General features: G+C 50.0%; 9 protein-coding genes, 17 tRNA genes and 3 rRNA genes. All 29 read left to right on the top strand.

The window, feature by feature from the left end; genetic code table 11:
* The first annotated feature begins 75 nt into the window (after window positions 1–75).
* The 29 genes from QF049_RS22090 (at window position 76) to iolC (ending at window position 19067) form a co-directional block, all read left to right on the top strand.
* Window positions 76–1416 (top strand): ABC transporter substrate-binding protein, encoded by a 1341-nt coding sequence (locus QF049_RS22090; protein ID WP_307540608.1) that lies wholly within the window; start codon window positions 76–78, stop codon window positions 1414–1416.
* A 47-nt stretch (window positions 1417–1463) separates the two neighbouring features.
* Window positions 1464–2414 (top strand): carbohydrate ABC transporter permease, encoded by a 951-nt coding sequence (locus QF049_RS22085; protein WP_307540606.1) that lies wholly within the window; start codon window positions 1464–1466, stop codon window positions 2412–2414.
* Entirely contained in the window at window positions 2411–3259 is an 849-nt protein-coding gene (locus QF049_RS22080) for a carbohydrate ABC transporter permease (RefSeq protein ID WP_307540604.1), read from the top strand. The genes QF049_RS22085 and QF049_RS22080 overlap by 4 nt, the downstream gene beginning before the upstream one ends.
* A 28-nt stretch (window positions 3260–3287) precedes the next feature.
* Window positions 3288–5156 (top strand): cache domain-containing sensor histidine kinase, encoded by a 1869-nt coding sequence (locus QF049_RS22075; RefSeq protein ID WP_124118243.1) that lies wholly within the window; start codon window positions 3288–3290, stop codon window positions 5154–5156.
* Complete coding sequence (locus QF049_RS22070; protein ID WP_307540601.1) at window positions 5153–6757, top strand: response regulator; 1605 nt, start codon at window positions 5153–5155, stop codon at window positions 6755–6757. The genes QF049_RS22075 and QF049_RS22070 overlap by 4 nt, the downstream gene beginning before the upstream one ends.
* A gap of 51 nt (window positions 6758–6808) precedes the next feature.
* Entirely contained in the window at window positions 6809–7354 is a 546-nt protein-coding gene (locus tag QF049_RS22065) for a GNAT family N-acetyltransferase (RefSeq protein ID WP_307540599.1), read from the top strand.
* Window positions 7355–7984: 630 nt separating this feature from the next.
* A 16S ribosomal RNA gene (locus QF049_RS22060) occupies window positions 7985–9537 on the top strand.
* Between the two features lie 341 nt (window positions 9538–9878).
* Window positions 9879–12806 (top strand): 23S ribosomal RNA (locus QF049_RS22055).
* Between the two features lie 74 nt (window positions 12807–12880).
* Window positions 12881–12997 (top strand): 5S ribosomal RNA (gene rrf / locus QF049_RS22050).
* The 16S, 23S and 5S rRNA genes sit together here with 17 tRNA genes alongside, the layout of an rRNA operon.
* A gap of 38 nt (window positions 12998–13035) precedes the next feature.
* Window positions 13036–13109 (top strand) — tRNA-Ile (locus QF049_RS22045).
* A gap of 34 nt (window positions 13110–13143) precedes the next feature.
* Window positions 13144–13219, top strand: a tRNA-Ala gene (locus QF049_RS22040).
* A 1-nt stretch (window position 13220) separates the two neighbouring features.
* A tRNA-Asn gene (locus QF049_RS22035) sits at window positions 13221–13296 on the top strand.
* 4 nt (window positions 13297–13300) lie between these two features.
* A tRNA-Glu gene (locus QF049_RS22030) sits at window positions 13301–13372 on the top strand.
* Between the two features lie 6 nt (window positions 13373–13378).
* Window positions 13379–13454 (top strand) — tRNA-Val (locus tag QF049_RS22025).
* Window positions 13455–13470: 16 nt separating this feature from the next.
* Window positions 13471–13544: transfer RNA gene (locus tag QF049_RS22020), tRNA-Met, on the top strand.
* A 25-nt stretch (window positions 13545–13569) separates the two neighbouring features.
* Window positions 13570–13647: transfer RNA gene (locus tag QF049_RS22015), tRNA-Asp, on the top strand.
* A 132-nt stretch (window positions 13648–13779) separates the two neighbouring features.
* Window positions 13780–13855, top strand: a tRNA-Phe gene (locus tag QF049_RS22010).
* 20 nt (window positions 13856–13875) lie between these two features.
* Window positions 13876–13951 (top strand) — tRNA-Thr (locus tag QF049_RS22005).
* A 9-nt stretch (window positions 13952–13960) separates the two neighbouring features.
* Window positions 13961–14046 (top strand) — tRNA-Tyr (locus QF049_RS22000).
* A gap of 9 nt (window positions 14047–14055) precedes the next feature.
* Window positions 14056–14131, top strand: a tRNA-Lys gene (locus tag QF049_RS21995).
* A 6-nt stretch (window positions 14132–14137) separates the two neighbouring features.
* Window positions 14138–14218, top strand: a tRNA-Leu gene (locus tag QF049_RS21990).
* Between the two features lie 10 nt (window positions 14219–14228).
* Window positions 14229–14303 (top strand) — tRNA-Gly (locus tag QF049_RS21985).
* A 7-nt stretch (window positions 14304–14310) separates the two neighbouring features.
* Window positions 14311–14387: transfer RNA gene (locus QF049_RS21980), tRNA-Arg, on the top strand.
* Between the two features lie 17 nt (window positions 14388–14404).
* Window positions 14405–14483, top strand: a tRNA-Leu gene (locus QF049_RS21975).
* Between the two features lie 7 nt (window positions 14484–14490).
* Window positions 14491–14564 (top strand) — tRNA-Pro (locus QF049_RS21970).
* 10 nt (window positions 14565–14574) lie between these two features.
* Window positions 14575–14645 (top strand) — tRNA-Gly (locus QF049_RS21965).
* 391 nt (window positions 14646–15036) lie between these two features.
* Window positions 15037–16902 carry a 3D-(3,5/4)-trihydroxycyclohexane-1,2-dione acylhydrolase (decyclizing) gene (gene iolD / locus QF049_RS21960; RefSeq protein WP_307540597.1) on the top strand — a complete coding sequence of 622 codons (1866 nt, stop codon included), beginning with the start codon at window positions 15037–15039 and terminating at the stop codon, window positions 16900–16902.
* Window positions 16903–16954: 52 nt separating this feature from the next.
* Window positions 16955–17857, top strand: coding sequence for a myo-inosose-2 dehydratase (gene iolE / locus QF049_RS21955; RefSeq protein WP_307540594.1), 903 nt, complete (start codon window positions 16955–16957; stop codon window positions 17855–17857).
* Between the two features lie 199 nt (window positions 17858–18056).
* The gene (gene iolC / locus QF049_RS21950; RefSeq protein WP_307540592.1) at window positions 18057–19067 is read left to right on the top strand and encodes a 5-dehydro-2-deoxygluconokinase; all 1011 of its coding nucleotides are present in this window, start codon (window positions 18057–18059) and stop codon (window positions 19065–19067) included.
* The last annotated feature ends 52 nt before the right edge of the window (window positions 19068–19119 follow it).

Raw genomic sequence — 19119 nt, 5'->3', positions numbered from 1 at the left:
CATGTGCAGCAATGGACCGATACAATATATTTTGTAAGCGATTCCATTAATGCAAGAAGGGGAGGAAATTCATTTATGATGATTACAAAAAAGTGGGTAACCCTGTTCTGCCTGTCCCTGTTATTGTTCGCTACAGCCTGTTCGGGAGGAGCCACGGATAAGCCAGCTTCTTCTGGCGAAGCAAGTGGAAGTGAAGGAGACTCTTCAGGCAAGATTGAACTGCGCATGACCTGGTGGGGATCACAGACCAGACATGATCTGACGACCAAAGTCATCCAACTATTTGAAGAGAAACATCCGGGAATCACCATTAAACCTGAATACTCTGGTTGGGATGGTTATTTTGACAAATTAACTACACAGGTAGCCGGTTCAAATGCACCAGATATCATCCAGATGGATTACGCATTTCTGACTGACTTTGCCCGGCGTGGGGCCTTGCTTGACCTGACCCCGTTTGCAGAGAGCAAAGAGCTGCGGACAGAGGACCATGATCAGAGCATGATTACAGCCGGATCCATTGACGATAAATTATACGCAATTACCCTCGGAGTAAACGCGCCAGGTGTCATCTATGACGCCACCGTATTTCAGGAATTAGGTATTGAAGAACCGCAAGAGAGCTGGACATGGAAGGACTTTGGAGATATTGCAACCAAGATTGCCGCAGCCAAAGGTGATGGGTTCTATGGATCTGCAGACATTTCCGGTACAACCAACATGTTTGAAGTATTTATCCGACAATCCGGAAAAGGTTTGTTCGACGGTGGCACAATGACCGCTACCAGCGAGGAGCTTCAGCAATGGTTCGATATGTGGGGCGCATTGCGCGAGAATGGTGGAGTGACCACAGCGGAGATCACGGCATCCACAACCAATGCACTGGAGACACGCCCAATCTCACTGGGTACAGCTGCCATGGATTTTGCATGGTCCAATCAATTGCTGACATTCCAGCAGGTGAACAAAAACCAGGATCATAAGCTCGGCATACAGGTACTCCCGCATGGTGTTAACGAGCAGCAAATCGGTGAATACCTGAAACCAGGACAGTTCCTCTCCGGTTATGGCAAAACCAAACATCCAAAGGAAGTTGCCATGTTCATTGATTTCATGGTCAATGATCCAGAAGCGACTGCTATTCTTGGTTCTGAACGTGGTGTGCCGGTTAACTCAAGCATTCGTGAGCAGATGCAGCCAACGCTGCCGGAAGCGGAGCAAGTCATTTTCCAATTTATCGATACCGTATCGAAGAACTCCAGCGAGATTGACCCGCCATACCCGCAAGGATTTGCTGAAGTGGACACAAGTTTCAAGAGCGCAAGCGAGCAGATCGCCTTCGGTCAAGGCGATACGCCAGATGTCATTGCCCAGTTTATTGAAGGAGCCAAGGCTACCCTTGGATCGAGTCAATAATAATTGAAACTGTCTCAGACTTCTAATACTGCGGGGAGGTTGCGAAGATGACGACATCACAGGTCAGTCAAGCCCGAATCGAACGTGTAGCTACCCGGCGGGTAAAACGGAGATATGCGCATAATGGAGCCGCACTTCTATTTCTCGCCCCATGGCTTGTCGGATTGTTATTTCTAACCCTTGGTCCCATGTTGGTATCCTTGTACATTTCGTTTACAGATTACAGTATCCTGGCCGCCCCTTCCTGGGTCGGTCTGGATAACTACACCACGATGTTTACATCGGATAAACTGTTTACCCAGTCGCTCAAAGTCACCTTCACGTATGTCGCTGTATCGGTACCGGTCAAGTTGATCTTTGCGCTGCTTGTAGCGATGTTGCTCAACAAAGGGATTCGAGGATTAGGTATTTATCGGACAGTGTATTACATCCCGACATTGCTTGGAGGTAGCGTGGCGATTGCAATGTTATGGCGTAAAATGCTGGGTGGGGACGGGCTACTCAATAGTGTGCTTGCTATGGTGGGTATTAAGGCGCCCGATTGGGTTGCTAATCCGAAGTATGCCCTGTACTCTATCGTCTTGTTATCCGTATGGCAGTTTGGATCATCCATGATTATTTTCCTGGCAGGTTTGAAGCAGATTCCACCCGAATATGATGAAGCCTCAGCGGTAGATGGTGCAGGTCCCCTGCGGAGATTCTTCTATATAACGTTGCCGATTCTGTCACCCGTTATCTTCTTCAATCTCGTCATGCAGCTGATTACGTCCTTTCAATCGTTCACGCAGGCTTTTGTTATCAGTAATGGTAGCGGAGGGCCAGTGAACTCAACCTTAATGTACTCTCTGTATCTGTACAAAAAAGGATTTTCATTCTTTCAGATGGGCTATGCTTCTGCGATGGCCTGGGTGCTGGTCATGCTGATTGGCGTATTTACATTGCTCGTATTCCGCAGCAGCAAGCTGTGGGTGCACTATGAGGATGGTGGGAAATCATGATTGGACAACGGAACTCTACAGCATGGGTCGTCAGCAAACATGTGTTGATCTCAGGCATCGCCTTTGTCATGCTCTACCCGATCCTCTGGATGCTGGGCAGCTCGTTCAAACCGGGACATATGATCTTTACAGAGACCTGGTTTTGGCCGCAGGAATGGAATTGGCAAAATTACATGAATGGCTGGTCGGGAATTCAGGGAAACCCGTTCTCCCGCTTCTTGACCAACTCCATGGTCCTGTCGCTGGGCGCCGTGCTGGGCAATGTGATCTCCTGCTCTATGGCGGCGTATGCCTTCGCTCGACTGAATTTTCGTTTCAAAGCCATCTGCTTTGGCCTGATGCTCATGACGATCATGCTCCCACATCATGTGACACTGATCCCGCAGTATATCCTTTTCAACCACCTGGAGTGGGTGAATACGTATCTGCCGCTTGTGGTGCCAAAATGGCTCGCGACCGACGCCTTCTTCATTTTTCTCATGGTACAGTTCTTCCGGGGATTGCCCAAAGAGTTGGATGAGGCGGCTACCATTGATGGTTGCGGTCCTGTGAAAATTTACACCAAAATCATCATTCCACTTGCGTTTCCAGCACTGGTTACCACGATGATCTTTACGTTCTTGTGGACATGGGACGACTTCTTCAGTCAGTTGATCTACTTGAGTGACGTTAGCAAATACACCGTGCCGCTAGGTCTGCGTCTGTTCCTTGATTCGAGTTCTCAATCCGATTGGGGTCCGATGTTTGCCATGTCGGTGTTGTCGTTGGTGCCATGTTTCATTGTATTTATCGTGTGTCAAAAGTACTTCGTGGAAGGAATCGCGACCTCTGGGCTCAAAGGGTAATTCCAAGACGAAACGAGTTGATTTTTCCATGGGGAAAGGCAGATGGTCTTCATTCATTAATCAAAAGCTGCAACAAAGCAAGCTCTCCACGTTGATGGTGACTTGCTTTATTGCGTTTAACCTGTTGCTTGTCTCGGTTGTTGTCTGGCTGGCATATCAGTCTTTCTCTGCGGTCACATTTGCCGAGATTAGCAAAGCACGTCTGGCTCTTCTGAACGAAAGTACACGTCGGGGATTTGATTTCATCACAGGGGTAACCGGAACAGCCTATGCTTTGGCAAGCAATCGGGAACTGTCCAATCTGCTCGAAAAGGCCGATACGGGCAGGCTTGCACAAATTCACCAGCGGAGAGAGGTCTCTCGAATCCTGGATCATACCATGGTCGTGAGTGAAGGTATCACTTCCATCGAACTGTATACGGATGTCTTCAATGAAGTGACAGTGACTATGGCTGATCGCATATTTCCGGTGGACACCATCGCACACGACTCTTGGTTTGCTACGCTGGAAAAGGCCGATGCGGCTTGGGTTCCGCTGCGTGAGAACGAATCGGGCCAATCCCTGGTCGGATACGCCCAACGGATTTTCGACAGTCATGGCGGAACGGTTGCCTATGTGCTCATTCGACTGAGTAGAGCGGACATTGTACGCAGGTTTGCCGATGTGCCCATGGTGCTTGATGGAAAAGTCCTGTTGGTAGATACGGCTGGTAATGTCGTAATGGAGATGGGGAAAGCTGATCCAGCAGGGGAAAATGAACGAGCGGATAGAAGGAATGAAGCGAGTGCCATTCAAGAAACGGGTGGAGCTGTAAATGCATCTTCTTCTATTATAGATAGTGCATGGATTCAGGAACATGTCCAACCTGGTGCAGACGGATACGAAGTAGTTTCCGGCCAACCCGGAGGTGCTCAATTGGTGCTGTACTCCAGGCCAGCCATGCTTCAGTGGCGACTCGTACAGACTATTCCGGTGTACACACTGTTATCTCCGGTCAGGCATGCGGGCTGGCAGATTCTCGGCATCGCCATACTGGGACTATTATGCTCCGCTGTGCTTGCGTACCTGTTCGTAAGGCAGATCATCCGCCCACTGAGACAATTGATCAAGCGAATGAGACAACTGGAGAAAGGGGACTTCGATACCCGGGTCCAACTTTCGTTTACGGAGGAATATGCCCATTTGGCTTATGGCTTTAATCACATGGCTTCACAGCTCACGACGCTGATGGAACAGGTGAAGGATGAGAGCCGGGCCAAGCGTGAAGCCCAGACGGGCTTGCTTGAGGCCCAGATCAAACCCCATTTTCTATACAATACCCTCGACATGATCCACTGGCGCGCACTTGATTATGAAGCCAAGGATATCAGTCGTATGATTGTGCAGCTCAGTAAGCTGTTACGGATCGGACTGAGTGGAGGGAGATTGTTTATACGGGTTCGTGATGAGTTGGAACATGCCCGTTGCTACGTTAACATCCAGTCAGAGCGGCTACCGTTCTCCATTCAATATCAGGAGCAGATCGATCCGCATATTCGCGGTTGTTACATTCCCAAGATCATTTTGCAGCCCTTTATCGAAAATGCCGTTATGCACGGGCACCCTGAAGAAGGTACACTTCGAATTCAGGTGCATATGCACGAAGAGGTTGACCCGCATGAGGATATCGTCATTCGTATCACGGATAATGGGCGGGGTTTGCCGGAGGGGTGGAAACTCGAAGAGACGTGTGGCATCGGTGTCCGGAATGTACATCAGCGCATTCAGCTTTATTGTGGGAAGAGGTATGGCGTTCAACTGAGCGATAGAGAGTCAGGTGGCGTGGAAGTGACCATTACGCTGCCGCGTATTGAGACCGACGAGCAATTAAATCTATGGCTGGACGGTGAAAAATGATGAAGACCATTATGCTTGTTGATGACGATCCTCATATTGTAAAGGCATTAACAGATCATATCGATTGGCCTTCTCTGGGCCTCAGCATTGCAGGCACTGCATCCAATGGCTTGGATGCGCTGGAGCTGTTTCAACGCATGCATCCAGATGTGGTTATGACTGACGTCTATCTACCGGGGATGACCGGGCTTGAGATCACACAGACGTTGCGACGTGATCATCCCCACTTGCCGATCATCATTCTTAGTGGATATGACGAATTCGAGAACGCCCGGGCAGCCATGCGCTGGGGGGTGAATCACTTTTTGCTGAAGCCGGCAGAGGTTGAGGAGATTGAGTCTGTGCTGCGGGAGGTGTTACTGGAACAAGATGTGAGAGAGCGGCATGAGCGGCTGGAGCAGACGTACAAGCAGGAGGTCGGACGGGTACTTCCGTATTTGCGCAAACAATTTCTTCACGAACTGCTGACTACGCGATATCGGGCAGACGAGCTGCCCAAAGAACGCATGGACTATATAGGCATTCATATGTCCTCACAGACACGCGCCATTAGTCTGCAACTGAATCGCCCCGTATTTTTGACACGAATGAAAGAACGGGATTGGCAGCTTCTCCGCTATGGGGCGGCCGATATTATTCAGGAGACGGTGAAGGAGCAAGCAGCGCGCATAAATGGTCAGGTAGAGATTGTTGATTATTCGGATCAGGTATTTGTGTTGCTTCTATTAGGAGATAAAGATCATCTGGAGGAATGCCTGCCACTCGTGGAGAGGATGATCGATCAGATCTTTACGTATCTGAAAATAGAAGTGAGTGCTGGAATCGGGAGATCCAAGAGTCACCCATGTGAGGTGATAGATTCCTATCTCGAGAGCAGGGAAGCGGTGGAAACAGCAGAGTTTCAAGGTGGAAGTCGTATCTACCACTATGAAGCATCGAAGGAAACAGAACCAAGTGTGACCGATTATTCATTATTGCTTCGTCAATGGAATGAGGCATGGGCAGATATCAGACCCGATCAGGCGGAAGAGGTGTGGCATCATATTCGCCTTTTACTGAAAGAGGGAAATTGTGTTGGGATACAGGATATACAGGTTGTTGCCGTCAGTCTGTTTGACACCTTGATTCATAGTTGGAATCGACTTCATCCCATGTTAACACCGCCTCTGGCGATGAGTGATTTTCTGCGTGAAATTCAATCGAAATATGCGTTGCATGATCTGGTAAACTGGATGGATCGTATTATCTGCGACTGGCTGGAACAGATACGCAAAGAGATGGGTGAGAAGAAAAGCAATAAACTGATAGAGCAGGTGAAACAGTATGTAGAGCTTCATTACGCCGAAGAGATTAGTTTTGAAGCGATAGCCAAGGGGCTGTTCGTACATCCGAAGTATCTGAGTCAACTTTTCAAAAGGGTGACCGGTGAGAATTTCGTGAGTTATTTGAACGGGTACCGGATTCAGAGGGCGTTGGAACTGTTGCAGTCGGGACATTACATGGTATATGAGGTGAGCGAGATGACGGGGTTCCGTAATGCGACGTATTTCAGCCAAGTGTTCAAAATGCTTACGGGCAAGAGTCCGTCTGAGGTGGGGTAGAGCGATACAGGTATAGTAATTATACAAAGCGGAAGAGGAGGTATGGTTCTTATGATGATCGATCAGCAGGAATATTACATTAAAGGCTTATCTTACTCAATTAGATCGGCAGAGGAAAAGGATGCTGAGGCCTTGTCTTCACTTCGTGTACAAATCGATGGGGAAACCGAGAACATGGATCGTGAAGAGGGCGAGGCGTATATCGACGCAGCCGGGTTCAGGCGGATCATCCATTTGGACACTGAGAAGTCACGGAATCTATTCCTTGTTGCTGTAGTGGCGGGCGCGATTGTGGGATACTCCCGATGTGAAGGTACAGAGTTGAAGCGCTTTTGCCATAAGATTGAGTTCGGCGTGTGTGTGGCCCGAGAATTCTGGGGACATGGGATTGGCAAGAACTTGTTGGAGAAGTCGATTGAATGGGCAGACCAGACTGGTGTAGAGAAGATGACGTTGAACGTGCTGGCATCCAATGAAAAGGCAATCGAGTTATACCAAAAGAGTGGCTTCGAGATCGAAGGTATTTTGAAAAAGGATCGGCGACACACGGATGGACAGTATCACGACACGATAGTGATGGGCAGGTTCAGAGAGTAATAGTATAAAAAGTGAAGAGCCCAGTCGTATCATGCTTACAGCCTATGGAGTTCAATTAATAGATTCGGTATCCACATAATAGATAGCAGTGTTATAGAATACAGGTATTGTGTTTCATATTTTATATAACGAATGTAATGATGCTGGTTGATTAGTTCACAACCTATATTGAGAGAGATTCGACCGGTGAGTGTATTTAGGTTATAGTAAGAGGATATTGCCATTGGAAAAAGAAATTATGAAGAGATTGAATCAGATATATAATCAGTTTCTAAATGGGATTTTTTACAAGTGGTAATTGTGTTGTGTATATGATATATTCTATTTCCGGCCAAAAAAACACGAGAAACAAAGTGCAGTAGGCAAAACAAATAAGCTTCGAAAAGAAACTTAAAAAAAGAGCTTGCTAAGTTGGTTCGGAAGTGTTATGATATAAAAGTTGCTGAGGGGAACGACACTCGGTAGCAAAAACAAGTTTGATCTTTGAAAACTGAACAACGAGTGAGTGAACATTCTGTTTGCAGAATGAACGCGAAAGTTGAGACAAGCCTTGGCTTGAATCGACTGGAGCACAAATGAGATTTTTAATCTCGTCAGATTCAAAATGAGCTTATCGCTCTTTTCAATACTTTATTGGAGAGTTTGATCCTGGCTCAGGACGAACGCTGGCGGCATGCCTAATACATGCAAGTCGAGCGGAGTTGATAGGAAGCTTGCTTCCTTGATACTTAGCGGCGGACGGGTGAGTAACACGTAGGCAACCTGCCCTCAAGTTTGGGACAACTACCGGAAACGGTAGCTAATACCGAATAATTGTTTTCTTCGCCTGAAGGGAACTGGAAAGACGGAGCAATCTGTCACTTGGGGATGGGCCTGCGGCGCATTAGCTAGTTGGTGGGGTAACGGCTCACCAAGGCGACGATGCGTAGCCGACCTGAGAGGGTGATCGGCCACACTGGGACTGAGACACGGCCCAGACTCCTACGGGAGGCAGCAGTAGGGAATCTTCCGCAATGGGCGAAAGCCTGACGGAGCAATGCCGCGTGAGTGATGAAGGTTTTCGGATCGTAAAGCTCTGTTGCCAGGGAAGAACGCTTGGGAGAGTAACTGCTCTCAAGGTGACGGTACCTGAGAAGAAAGCCCCGGCTAACTACGTGCCAGCAGCCGCGGTAATACGTAGGGGGCAAGCGTTGTCCGGAATTATTGGGCGTAAAGCGCGCGCAGGCGGTCATTTAAGTCTGGTGTTTAATCCCGGGGCTCAACCCCGGATCGCACTGGAAACTGGGTGACTTGAGTGCAGAAGAGGAGAGTGGAATTCCACGTGTAGCGGTGAAATGCGTAGATATGTGGAGGAACACCAGTGGCGAAGGCGACTCTCTGGGCTGTAACTGACGCTGAGGCGCGAAAGCGTGGGGAGCAAACAGGATTAGATACCCTGGTAGTCCACGCCGTAAACGATGAGTGCTAGGTGTTAGGGGTTTCGATACCCTTGGTGCCGAAGTTAACACATTAAGCACTCCGCCTGGGGAGTACGGTCGCAAGACTGAAACTCAAAGGAATTGACGGGGACCCGCACAAGCAGTGGAGTATGTGGTTTAATTCGAAGCAACGCGAAGAACCTTACCAGGTCTTGACATCCCTCTGATCGGTACAGAGATGTATCTTTCCTTCGGGACAGAGGAGACAGGTGGTGCATGGTTGTCGTCAGCTCGTGTCGTGAGATGTTGGGTTAAGTCCCGCAACGAGCGCAACCCTTATATTTAGTTGCCAGCACTTCGGGTGGGCACTCTAGATAGACTGCCGGTGACAAACCGGAGGAAGGTGGGGATGACGTCAAATCATCATGCCCCTTATGACCTGGGCTACACACGTACTACAATGGCCGGTACAACGGGCTGCGAAATCGCGAGATGGAGCCAATCCCAACAAAGCCGGTCTCAGTTCGGATTGCAGGCTGCAACTCGCCTGCATGAAGTCGGAATTGCTAGTAATCGCGGATCAGCATGCCGCGGTGAATACGTTCCCGGGTCTTGTACACACCGCCCGTCACACCACGAGAGTTTATAACACCCGAAGTCGGTGGGGTAACCGCAAGGAGCCAGCCGCCGAAGGTGGGATAGATGATTGGGGTGAAGTCGTAACAAGGTAGCCGTATCGGAAGGTGCGGCTGGATCACCTCCTTTCTATGGAGAATCGTTTCCTGCAACGGAAACATTCAAATACAAGTCTTCAGGGAGCATGCTTCCGAAGCGAGCTTTACTTCGTAAAGCTTTTAACTCACTCGTTGCTCAGTTTTGAGAGCTCAAACTCTCAAAACAGCTTGCTTTTGCATGGAGCTTGTTCTTTGAAAACTAGATATCGAAACGAAACAAACGCGAATTAGAACATTCCTTTTTAGCTGAACTTGTGTTAAACAAGTTTAAATAAAAACGGTAGATTGCACGTACGATGGTATCGAATGGGAGCGACTTTTGGCTTTGCGCAAGCAAAACAAGGGAAGCGAGCAGTCGAAACCGGAGCACGAGGTTAAGCTACTAAGAGCACACGGAGGATGCCTAGGCGCTAGGAGCCGATGAAGGACGTGGCGAACAACGAAACTGCCTCGGGGAGCTGTAAGCAAGCTTTGATCCGGGGGTGTCCGAATGGGGAAACCCAGCTGGGGTAATTTCCAGTTACTCACAACTGAATACATAGGTTGTGTAGAGGCATACCAGGGGAACTGAAACATCTAAGTACCCTGAGGAAGAGAAAACAATAGTGATTCCGTCAGTAGCGGCGAGCGAACGCGGAGAAGCCCAAACCAGAGAGCTTGCTCTTTGGGGTTGTGGGACGTCTCACATGGAGTTACAAAGGAACCGGTTAAGCGAAGAGGTCTGGAAAGGCCCGCCAAAGAAGGTAAAAGCCCTGTAATTGAAAGTTGGTTCCCTCCGAGACGGATCCCGAGTAGTGCGGGGCACGTGAAACCCCGTATGAATCCGGCAGGACCATCTGCCAAGGCTAAATACTTCCTAGCGACCGATAGTGAAGCAGTACCGTGAGGGAAAGGTGAAAAGCACCCCGGAAGGGGAGTGAAATAGAACCTGAAACCGTGTGCTTACAAAAAGTCAGAGCCCGTTTTAGGGGTGATGGCGTGCCTTTTGTAGAATGAACCGGCGAGTTACGTTCCCGTGCAAGGTTAAGGTGAAGAGCCGGAGCCGCAGCGAAAGCGAGTCTGAATAGGGCGACTTAGTACGTGGACGTAGACCCGAAACCGGGTGATCTACCCCTGTCCAGGGTGAAGGTGCGGTAACACGCACTGGAGGCCCGAACCCACGCATGTTGAAAAATGCGGGGATGAGGTGGGGGTAGCGGAGAAATTCCAATCGAACTCGGAGATAGCTGGTTCTCCCCGAAATAGCTTTAGGGCTAGCCTCGGAAAACAGAGTCGTGGAGGTAGAGCACTGATTGGGTGCGGGGCCCGCAAGGGTTACCAAGCTCAGTCAAACTCCGAATGCCATAGACTTACTTCCGGGAGTCAGACAGTGAGTGCTAAGATCCATTGTCAAAAGGGAAACAGCCCAGACCATCAGCTAAGGTCCCCAAGTGTGTGTTAAGTGGGAAAGGATGTGGAGTTGCACAGACAACCAGGATGTTGGCTTAGAAGCAGCCACCATTGAAAGAGTGCGTAATAGCTCACTGGTCGAGTGACTCTGCGCCGAAAATGTAACGGGGCTAAACACACCACCGAAGCTATGGCTTGATGCTTTGCATCAGGGGTAGGGGAGCGTTGTATAAGGGTTGAAGGTGTACCGTAAGGAGCGCTGGACATTATACAAGTGAGAATGCCGGTATGAGTAACGAAAAGATCAGTGAGAATCTGATCCGCCGAAAGCCTAAGGGTTCCTGAGGAAGGCTCGTCCGCTCAGGGTAAGTCGGGACCTAAGGCGAGGCCGAAAGGCGTAGTCGAAGGACAACAGGTCGAAATTCCTGTACCACCGTAAGCCGTTATGAGCAATGGGGGGACGCAGTAGGGTAGTGACGCGGACTGATGGATGTCCGTCTAAGCAGTGAGGCTGATGTGTAGGCAAATCCGCACATTGTAAGGCTGAGCTGTGATGGGGAGCGAAAATTATAGTAGCGAAGGTCATGATCTCACACTGCCAAGAAAAGCCTCTAGCCAGGTGATGGTGCCCGTACCGCAAACCGACACAGGTAGGCGAGAAGAGTATTCTAAGGCGCGCGGAAGAACTCTCGTTAAGGAACTCGGCAAAATGACCCCGTAACTTCGGGAGAAGGGGTGCCCCGGTAGTGTGAATAGCACGAGGGGGCCGCAGTGAAAAGGCCCAAGCGACTGTTTAGCAAAAACACAGGTCTGTGCGAAGCCGTAAGGCGAAGTATACGGGCTGACGCCTGCCCGGTGCTGGAAGGTTAAGGGGAGTGGTTAGGGAGTAATCCCGAAGCTGTGAACCGAAGCCCCAGTAAACGGCGGCCGTAACTATAACGGTCCTAAGGTAGCGAAATTCCTTGTCAGGTAAATTCTGACCCGCACGAATGGCGTAACGACTTGGGCGCTGTCTCAACGAGAGATCCGGTGAAATTTTAATACCTGTGAAGATGCAGGTTACCCGCGACAAGACGGAAAGACCCCATGGAGCTTTACTGCAGCTTGATATTGAATTTGGGTACGATCTGTACAGGATAGGTGGGAGCCTTTGAAGCAGGAGCGCCAGCTTCTGTGGAGGCAACGTTGGGATACCACCCTGATCGTATCTAGGTTCTAACCTGGTACCGTAATCCGGTGCGGGGACAGTGTCAGGTGGGCAGTTTGACTGGGGCGGTCGCCTCCTAAAGAGTAACGGAGGCGCCCAAAGGTTCCCTCAGAATGGTTGGAAATCATTCGAAGAGTGCAAAGGCATAAGGGAGCTTGACTGCGAGACCTACAAGTCGAGCAGGGACGAAAGTCGGGCTTAGTGATCCGGTGGTACCGCATGGAAGGGCCATCGCTCAACGGATAAAAGCTACCCTGGGGATAACAGGCTTATCTCCCCCAAGAGTCCACATCGACGGGGAGGTTTGGCACCTCGATGTCGGCTCATCGCATCCTGGGGCTGAAGTAGGTCCCAAGGGTTGGGCTGTTCGCCCATTAAAGCGGTACGCGAGCTGGGTTCAGAACGTCGTGAGACAGTTCGGTCCCTATCTGTCGTGGGCGTAGGAAATTTGAGAGGAGCTGTCCTTAGTACGAGAGGACCGGGATGGACGTACCGCTGGTGTACCAGTTGTTCCGCCAGGAGCACCGCTGGGTAGCTATGTACGGACGGGATAAACGCTGAAAGCATCTAAGCGTGAAGCCCCCCTCAAGATGAGATTTCCCAGTATGTAAGACCCCTTGAAGACGACGAGGTAGATAGGCTGGGGGTGGAAGTGCAGCAATGCATGGAGCTGACCAGTACTAATCGGTCGAGGGCTTATCCAATTAGCAAGTTGTAATTCGCATGTTTCGTTTCGAATCTAGTTTTCAGAGAACGATCTCTGAATGTAAGCTACGCGTTTGGTGGCGATGGCGGAGGGGTTCCACACGTACCCATCCCGAACACGACCGTTAAGCCCTCTAGCGCCGATGGTACTTGGACCGCAGGGTCCTGGGAGAGTAGGACGCCGCCAAGCGAAACCCCACTGGGGTATTTTTTTTCGAAAATTGATAAGGGCCCTTAGCTCAGTTGGTTAGAGCGCACCTCTGATAAGGGTGAGGCCGGTGGTTCGAGTCCACCAGGGCCCATAGTAAGACCACAACAAGAAATACACCAGAGTATGGGGCCATAGCTCAGCTGGGAGAGCGCCTGCCTTGCAAGCAGGAGGTCAGCGGTTCGATCCCGCTTGGCTCCACCATTCCCTGATAGCTCAGTTGGTAGAGCACTCGACTGTTAATCGAGTTGTCACAGGTTCGAGCCCTGTTCGGGGAGCCAGTAAGGCCCGTTGGTCAAGGGGTTAAGACACCTCCCTTTCACGGAGGTAACAGGGGTTCGAATCCCCTACGGGTCATAATATGGAGGCTTAGCTCAGCTGGGAGAGCATCTGCCTTACAAGCAGAGGGTCGGGGGTTCGATCCCCTCAGCCTCCACCATAACAATTTATAACGACGCGGGGTGGAGCAGCCCGGTAGCTCGTCGGGCTCATAACCCGAAGGCCGCAGGTTCAAATCCTGCCCCCGCAATTAACTTTCCTTGAGAAAGTACTATGGAACCGTGGTGTAGTTGGCCTAACATGCCTGCCTGTCACGCAGGAGATCGCGGGTTCGAATCCCGTCGGTTCCGCCATCTTGTATATGCTTCAGGGATGAGAATCCGTTTTTGGGTTCGTCGGAGCATTCACTTCGAGAGCATAAGCTTCGCAGTCTCGAACGAAGTGAGAGTATCCCGTCGGTTCCGCCATTTTTTTTAATGTAGTAAGGCTCGGTAGCTCAGTCGGTAGAGCAGAGGACTGAAAATCCTCGTGTCGGCGGTTCGATTCCGTCCCGAGCCACCATTTATAACACCATGTAATACGCCGGTGTAGCTCAACTGGTAGAGCAACTGACTTGTAATCAGTAGGTTGGGGGTTCAAGTCCTCTCGCCGGCACCATGTAATCCTGGAGGATTAGCGAAGTGGCCAAACGCATCAGACTGTAAATCTGCTCCCGTACGGGTTCGGTGGTTCGAATCCATCATCCTCCACCAGTTTTCTATGAGTCATTAGCTCAGTTGGTAGAGCACCTGACTTTTAATCAGGGTGTCGAAGGTTCGAGCCCTTCATGACTCACCATTATATGCGCGTGTGGCGGAATTGGCAGACGCACTAGACTTAGGATCTAGCGTCTTTGACGTGGGGGTTCAAGTCCCTCCACGCGCATCCCTTATTTGCGGAAGTGGCTCAGCGGTAGAGCATCGCCTTGCCAAGGCGAGGGTCGCGGGTTCGATTCCCGTCTTCCGCTCCAATATTTTGCGCCCTTAGCTCAGCTGGATAGAGCGTTTGACTACGAATCAAAAGGCCGGGAGTTCGAATCTCTCAGGGCGCGCCATTATAACTTCATATTTTGCCGGCGTGGCGGAATGGCAGACGCGCTCGACTCAAAATCGAGTGGGAAACCGTGGAGGTTCGAGTCCTCTCGCCGGTATAGATAACGGGATGTAGCTCAGCTTGGTAGAGCACCTGGTTTGGGACCAGGGGGTCGCATGTTCAAATCGTGTCATCCCGATTGTTGTTATGCGGGTGTAGTTCAATGGTAGAACTTTAGCCTTCCAAGCTAATAGCGTGGGTTCGATTCCCATCACCCGCTTATATATTGAAAAGAAAGAGATGGTATTCACCGTCTCTTTCTTTTTTTGCATTCACAGGCATATCGATCATGATTGTATACAAAGATCACAGATTATATGGCTGAATATCATGTACCAGCATATATCCCATCCTCAAGATATATTCCCGCCTCTTTTAATTCTGTTCTTAGTCATTGTGGAAGTGTTCAAATAGAGAAGGTCTAACACATGTTCGAACACAAGAATATCTTTTCTTTATCACATTTCATAAAAACGCTTACAAAAATAGCTTGCGTAAATCATTAACCTGTAATACCATATCAATTAAGCGCTTAACCTTTAGGGGTAAGGCGCTTAAACTTAACGTAGATTAAGCGCTTAACCCGTAAAGGAAAGGACGGCGACCAATTCATGAAAACAATTCGACTGACGATGGCTCAGGCACTGCTTCGATACTTGGATCAGCAATATATCTCGGTTGACGGGGTGGAAACCAAGTTTGTGAAGGGAATCATCGGTATTTTTGGACATGGCAATGTAACAGGCATTGGAGAAGCGCTGGAGCGCAGTCCGGGAAGCCTGACGTATATGCAAGGCAAGAACGAACAAGGCATGGTGCATACGGCAGCGGCTTATGCCAAGCAGAAGAACCGTAAACAGATCTATGCATGTACAACATCCATTGGACCTGGTGCTTTGAATATGATTACAGCGGCAGCTACTGCAACGGTGAACCGGATTCCGGTTTTATTGCTTCCAGGAGATAACTTTGCTACACGGGAACCAGACCCGGTACTGCAGCAGTTGGAAGTGAGCAGTGATTATACAATCTCAGCCACTGATCCATTCAAAGCCGTCAGTAAATACTGGGATCGCATTGTTCGTCCCGAACAGCTGATGATTGCTGTTACACAGGCGATGCGTGTGCTAACCGATCCAGCAGAGACGGGAGCAGTAACGCTCGCATTGCCGCAGGATGTGCAGGCAGAGGCGTACGATTATCCAGAATCGTTCTTTGCCCGCAAAGTACATTATCTGGACCGTCGCCCCCCGGTACAGGCAGCCATTGAGCGGGCAACGGAGCAGATTGCCCGAGGCAGAAAGCCGTTGCTCGTTGCAGGCGGCGGTGTGTTGTATTCTGAGGCGTCCGCCCAGCTCGTGGAATTCGCCGAGGCATTTGGTATTCCGATCGCCGAAACGCAGGCGGGCAAGAGTGCAGTCTCTTGGGACCACCCACTGAATGTGGGGGCCATCGGAGTTACCGGCTCTCTGGCAGCCAATAGGCTGGCGAGAGACGCGGATGTGGTGATCGGCGTCGGTACGCGGTTCTCGGATTTCACGACGGCGTCCCGCTCTGCTTTTCAGCATCCAGAAGCTTCATTCATCAACATCAACCTGAACAGTATGGATGCCGCCAAGTTAGGCGGCGAAGCCATTCTGGCAGATGCTCGCGAAGGATTGCAGGCTTTGCAGAAGGAATTGCAGGAAAGACAATACCGAAGTGCATATGGCGCATCCGAAGTTGCTGATCTCCGCGCTGAATGGAATGCAGAAGTGGATCGGCTGTATGCAGCTCAACATGAAGCAGGGCTGGCACAGACTACAGCAGTTGGCATCGTTAACCGGACCATTGATCCATCTTCCGTTATAGTGTGTGCGGCAGGCAGTCTGCCGGGTGATCTACATCGTCTGTGGCGTGCGTCTGAACCAAAGACATACCACATGGAGTATGGATTCTCCTGTATGGGGTACGAGGTAAGTGGAGCGTTCGGGGCAGCACTTGCCGAGCCGGATCGTGAAGTGTACGCCATGGTCGGTGATGGCAGTTATCTGATGCTGCATTCGGAGTTTGTGACCAGTTTGCAGGAACAGAAGAAGATGACCGTTCTCTTATTCAATAACAATGGATTCCAGTGTATTCATAATTTGCAGCGGGAACATGGTAGTGACGGGTTCGGCAATGAGTTCCGTTATCGGGAATCCGAGAGTGGACGACTGACCGGGGATTACATGCCTATGGACTTTGCAGCACACGCCCGAAGCATGGGAGCCAAATCCTATAGAGCGGAGACAGCAGAACAGCTGGAACAAGCACTCCGAGATGCGAAGAACGAAACAGTGAGTACGTTGATTGAGATTCCAGTCGTGCCTGGAACCAACGCAGGTGGATACGAGTCATGGTGGAATGTGGGTGTACCTGAGGTATCTGCCGAAGAGAAGGTAGTTCATGCTCATCACACCATGCAAGCCAACCGTGCCAAAGCAAGACCGATTTAATCCGGTTAATATAGTGAACCACAATGTTGAACGACAAAGGAGACGTGGAGCAATGAGCAAGCAGCCATTCCAGCTTGGGATTCATCCGATCAATTGGGTCGGTGAAGATGTGAAGGAGCATGGTGATGCGACAACGTGTGCACAGATTCTGGATGACATTCAGCGTCTTGGGTTGACAGGCACAGAGATGGGACGTAAATATCCGACCGACCCTGCTATATTGCGTGAGGAATTGAGCAAAAGGAATATCAAGCTGGTCTCTCAGTGGAAATCGGTACTTCTCTCCGATCCGGCGTATCGTCAGTCGGAGCTGGACAGTTATCGCAGACATGCGGAATTTCTGCAATCCATGGGTAGTAAGGTGATCAGTACGGCGGAGGTAGGCGGGTCACTTCATTTTGATCCAAGACGGACACCGAATGAGAAAGAAGTACTCAGACTCAGCGAATCTGAATGGCATATCCTTGCTGAAGGGTTGAACGAAGCAGGAGCTATTGCACGTGAATACGGGTTGAAGCTTACGTACCATCATCATGGAGGCACAGTGGTAGAGCAACCGGATGAAATTGATCGACTGATGGAGCTGACAGACCCTTCTCTCGTGTATCTGCTCTATGATACTGGTCATGCCTACTATGGCGGAGCCGATCCACTTGAGCTGCTGCGCAAACATTATGATCGGATCGCCTATATCCATCTGAAAGATATCCGCCCGCATGTGCTGGATGAAGCACGTGCGGAACAGTCTGATTTTGTTGGTTGTATTCGTAAAGGAGTGTTCACCGTACCAGGGGATGGATGCATTGATTTTGCACCAATTCTGCAAGAACTGATCACACGAGGGTACGATGGCTGGGCGATGCTTGAAGGAGAGCAGGATCCTGCGATTCATAACCCGTATGAGTATGCGAAGCGATCTTTGAACTATATGGAGTCGTTACACCAACACAGCTGATTCGTTCAGCATTGCAGCGGTCAGAGGCCATACCCATGAAGTGAAATAGGAAGAAGGCCAGCAAGAGTATAACGATACGATTGGAAAATAAAACTGACTTACTCTAGCCGTTTACGAGTTCTTACGATGGAATGAATAACTAGTCTAGATATCGATATACAACATGGAAAATCCCACTACAGAAAGGGGCTCACATGCAATGACTTACGTATCCTTTCCGGTATCCAGGAAGAAGGATTTCACCGCGATTGGCCGCTTGTGCATCGACTTGAACGCCAATGAGATCAACCGCCCGATGGAAGAGACGATGACGTTCACGAAATATGTGGGTGGCTCTCCGGCCAACATTACGATTGGCATGTCCAGGCTCGGTATGGAGACAGCTTTTATCGGCAAAATTGCAGGTGACCAGATGGGCAGATTCATCCAGAGTTATTTGGAGAAGAACGGCATCGACACATCGAATGTAGTTACAGATGACACCGGAGCGGTGACAGGGCTTGCTTTTACCGAAATCAAAAGCCCAACGGATTGCAGTATCCTGATGTACCGAGACAACGTAGCGGATCTGTTATTACAGGCGCAAGAGGTACAAGAGCAATTGATCGCTGACTCCAAAGTGCTGCTAATCTCAGGCACGGCCCTCGCGCAGAGTCCATCCCGTGAAGCCGTATTACAGGCACTAACGTATGCGAAAAAGCATGGAACAGTTATTGTGTTTGATCTGGACTATCGCCCATACACTTGGACATCAGATGAAGAGACAGCGGTCTATTATAACCTCGCAGCCGAGAAATGCGACATCATCCTCGGTACACGCGAAGAGTTCGACATGATGGAGACATTCGACCACAATCCGGATCATAACGATCAGGTGACTGCACAGAAATGGTTTGATTTCTCAGCGAATATCGTTGTAATCAAACACGGTAAGGAAGGCTCTATTGCTTATACGCGTGAAGGGCTTTCCCACCGTGCGGACAGTTATCCGGCAAAAGTGGTCAAAACGTTCGGAGCAGGCGACTCCTATGCGGCCGGGTTCCTATATGGATTGATGCAGGGCTGGACGATTGAGCGCAGTATGGCGTATGGCAGTGGCGCAGCAAGTATCGTCATTTCAAGCCACAGCTGTTCGGATGCAATGCCAACGGTGGAACAGGTGAATGACTACATCGAACGTTGCAATCGGGGCGAGATTACCGTGTCTTGAAGCTCGTTGCAATACTTTGAATAACATACTCATACAGATCAACATCAATGAT

It is taken from the genome of Paenibacillus sp. W4I10, assembly GCF_030816325.1.
GTDB classification, from domain to species: Bacteria; Bacillota; Bacilli; order Paenibacillales; family Paenibacillaceae; genus Paenibacillus; species Paenibacillus amylolyticus_B.
The sequence above is the reverse complement of the archived record's forward strand: the minus strand, read 5'-3'. Positions and strand labels throughout refer to the sequence as shown.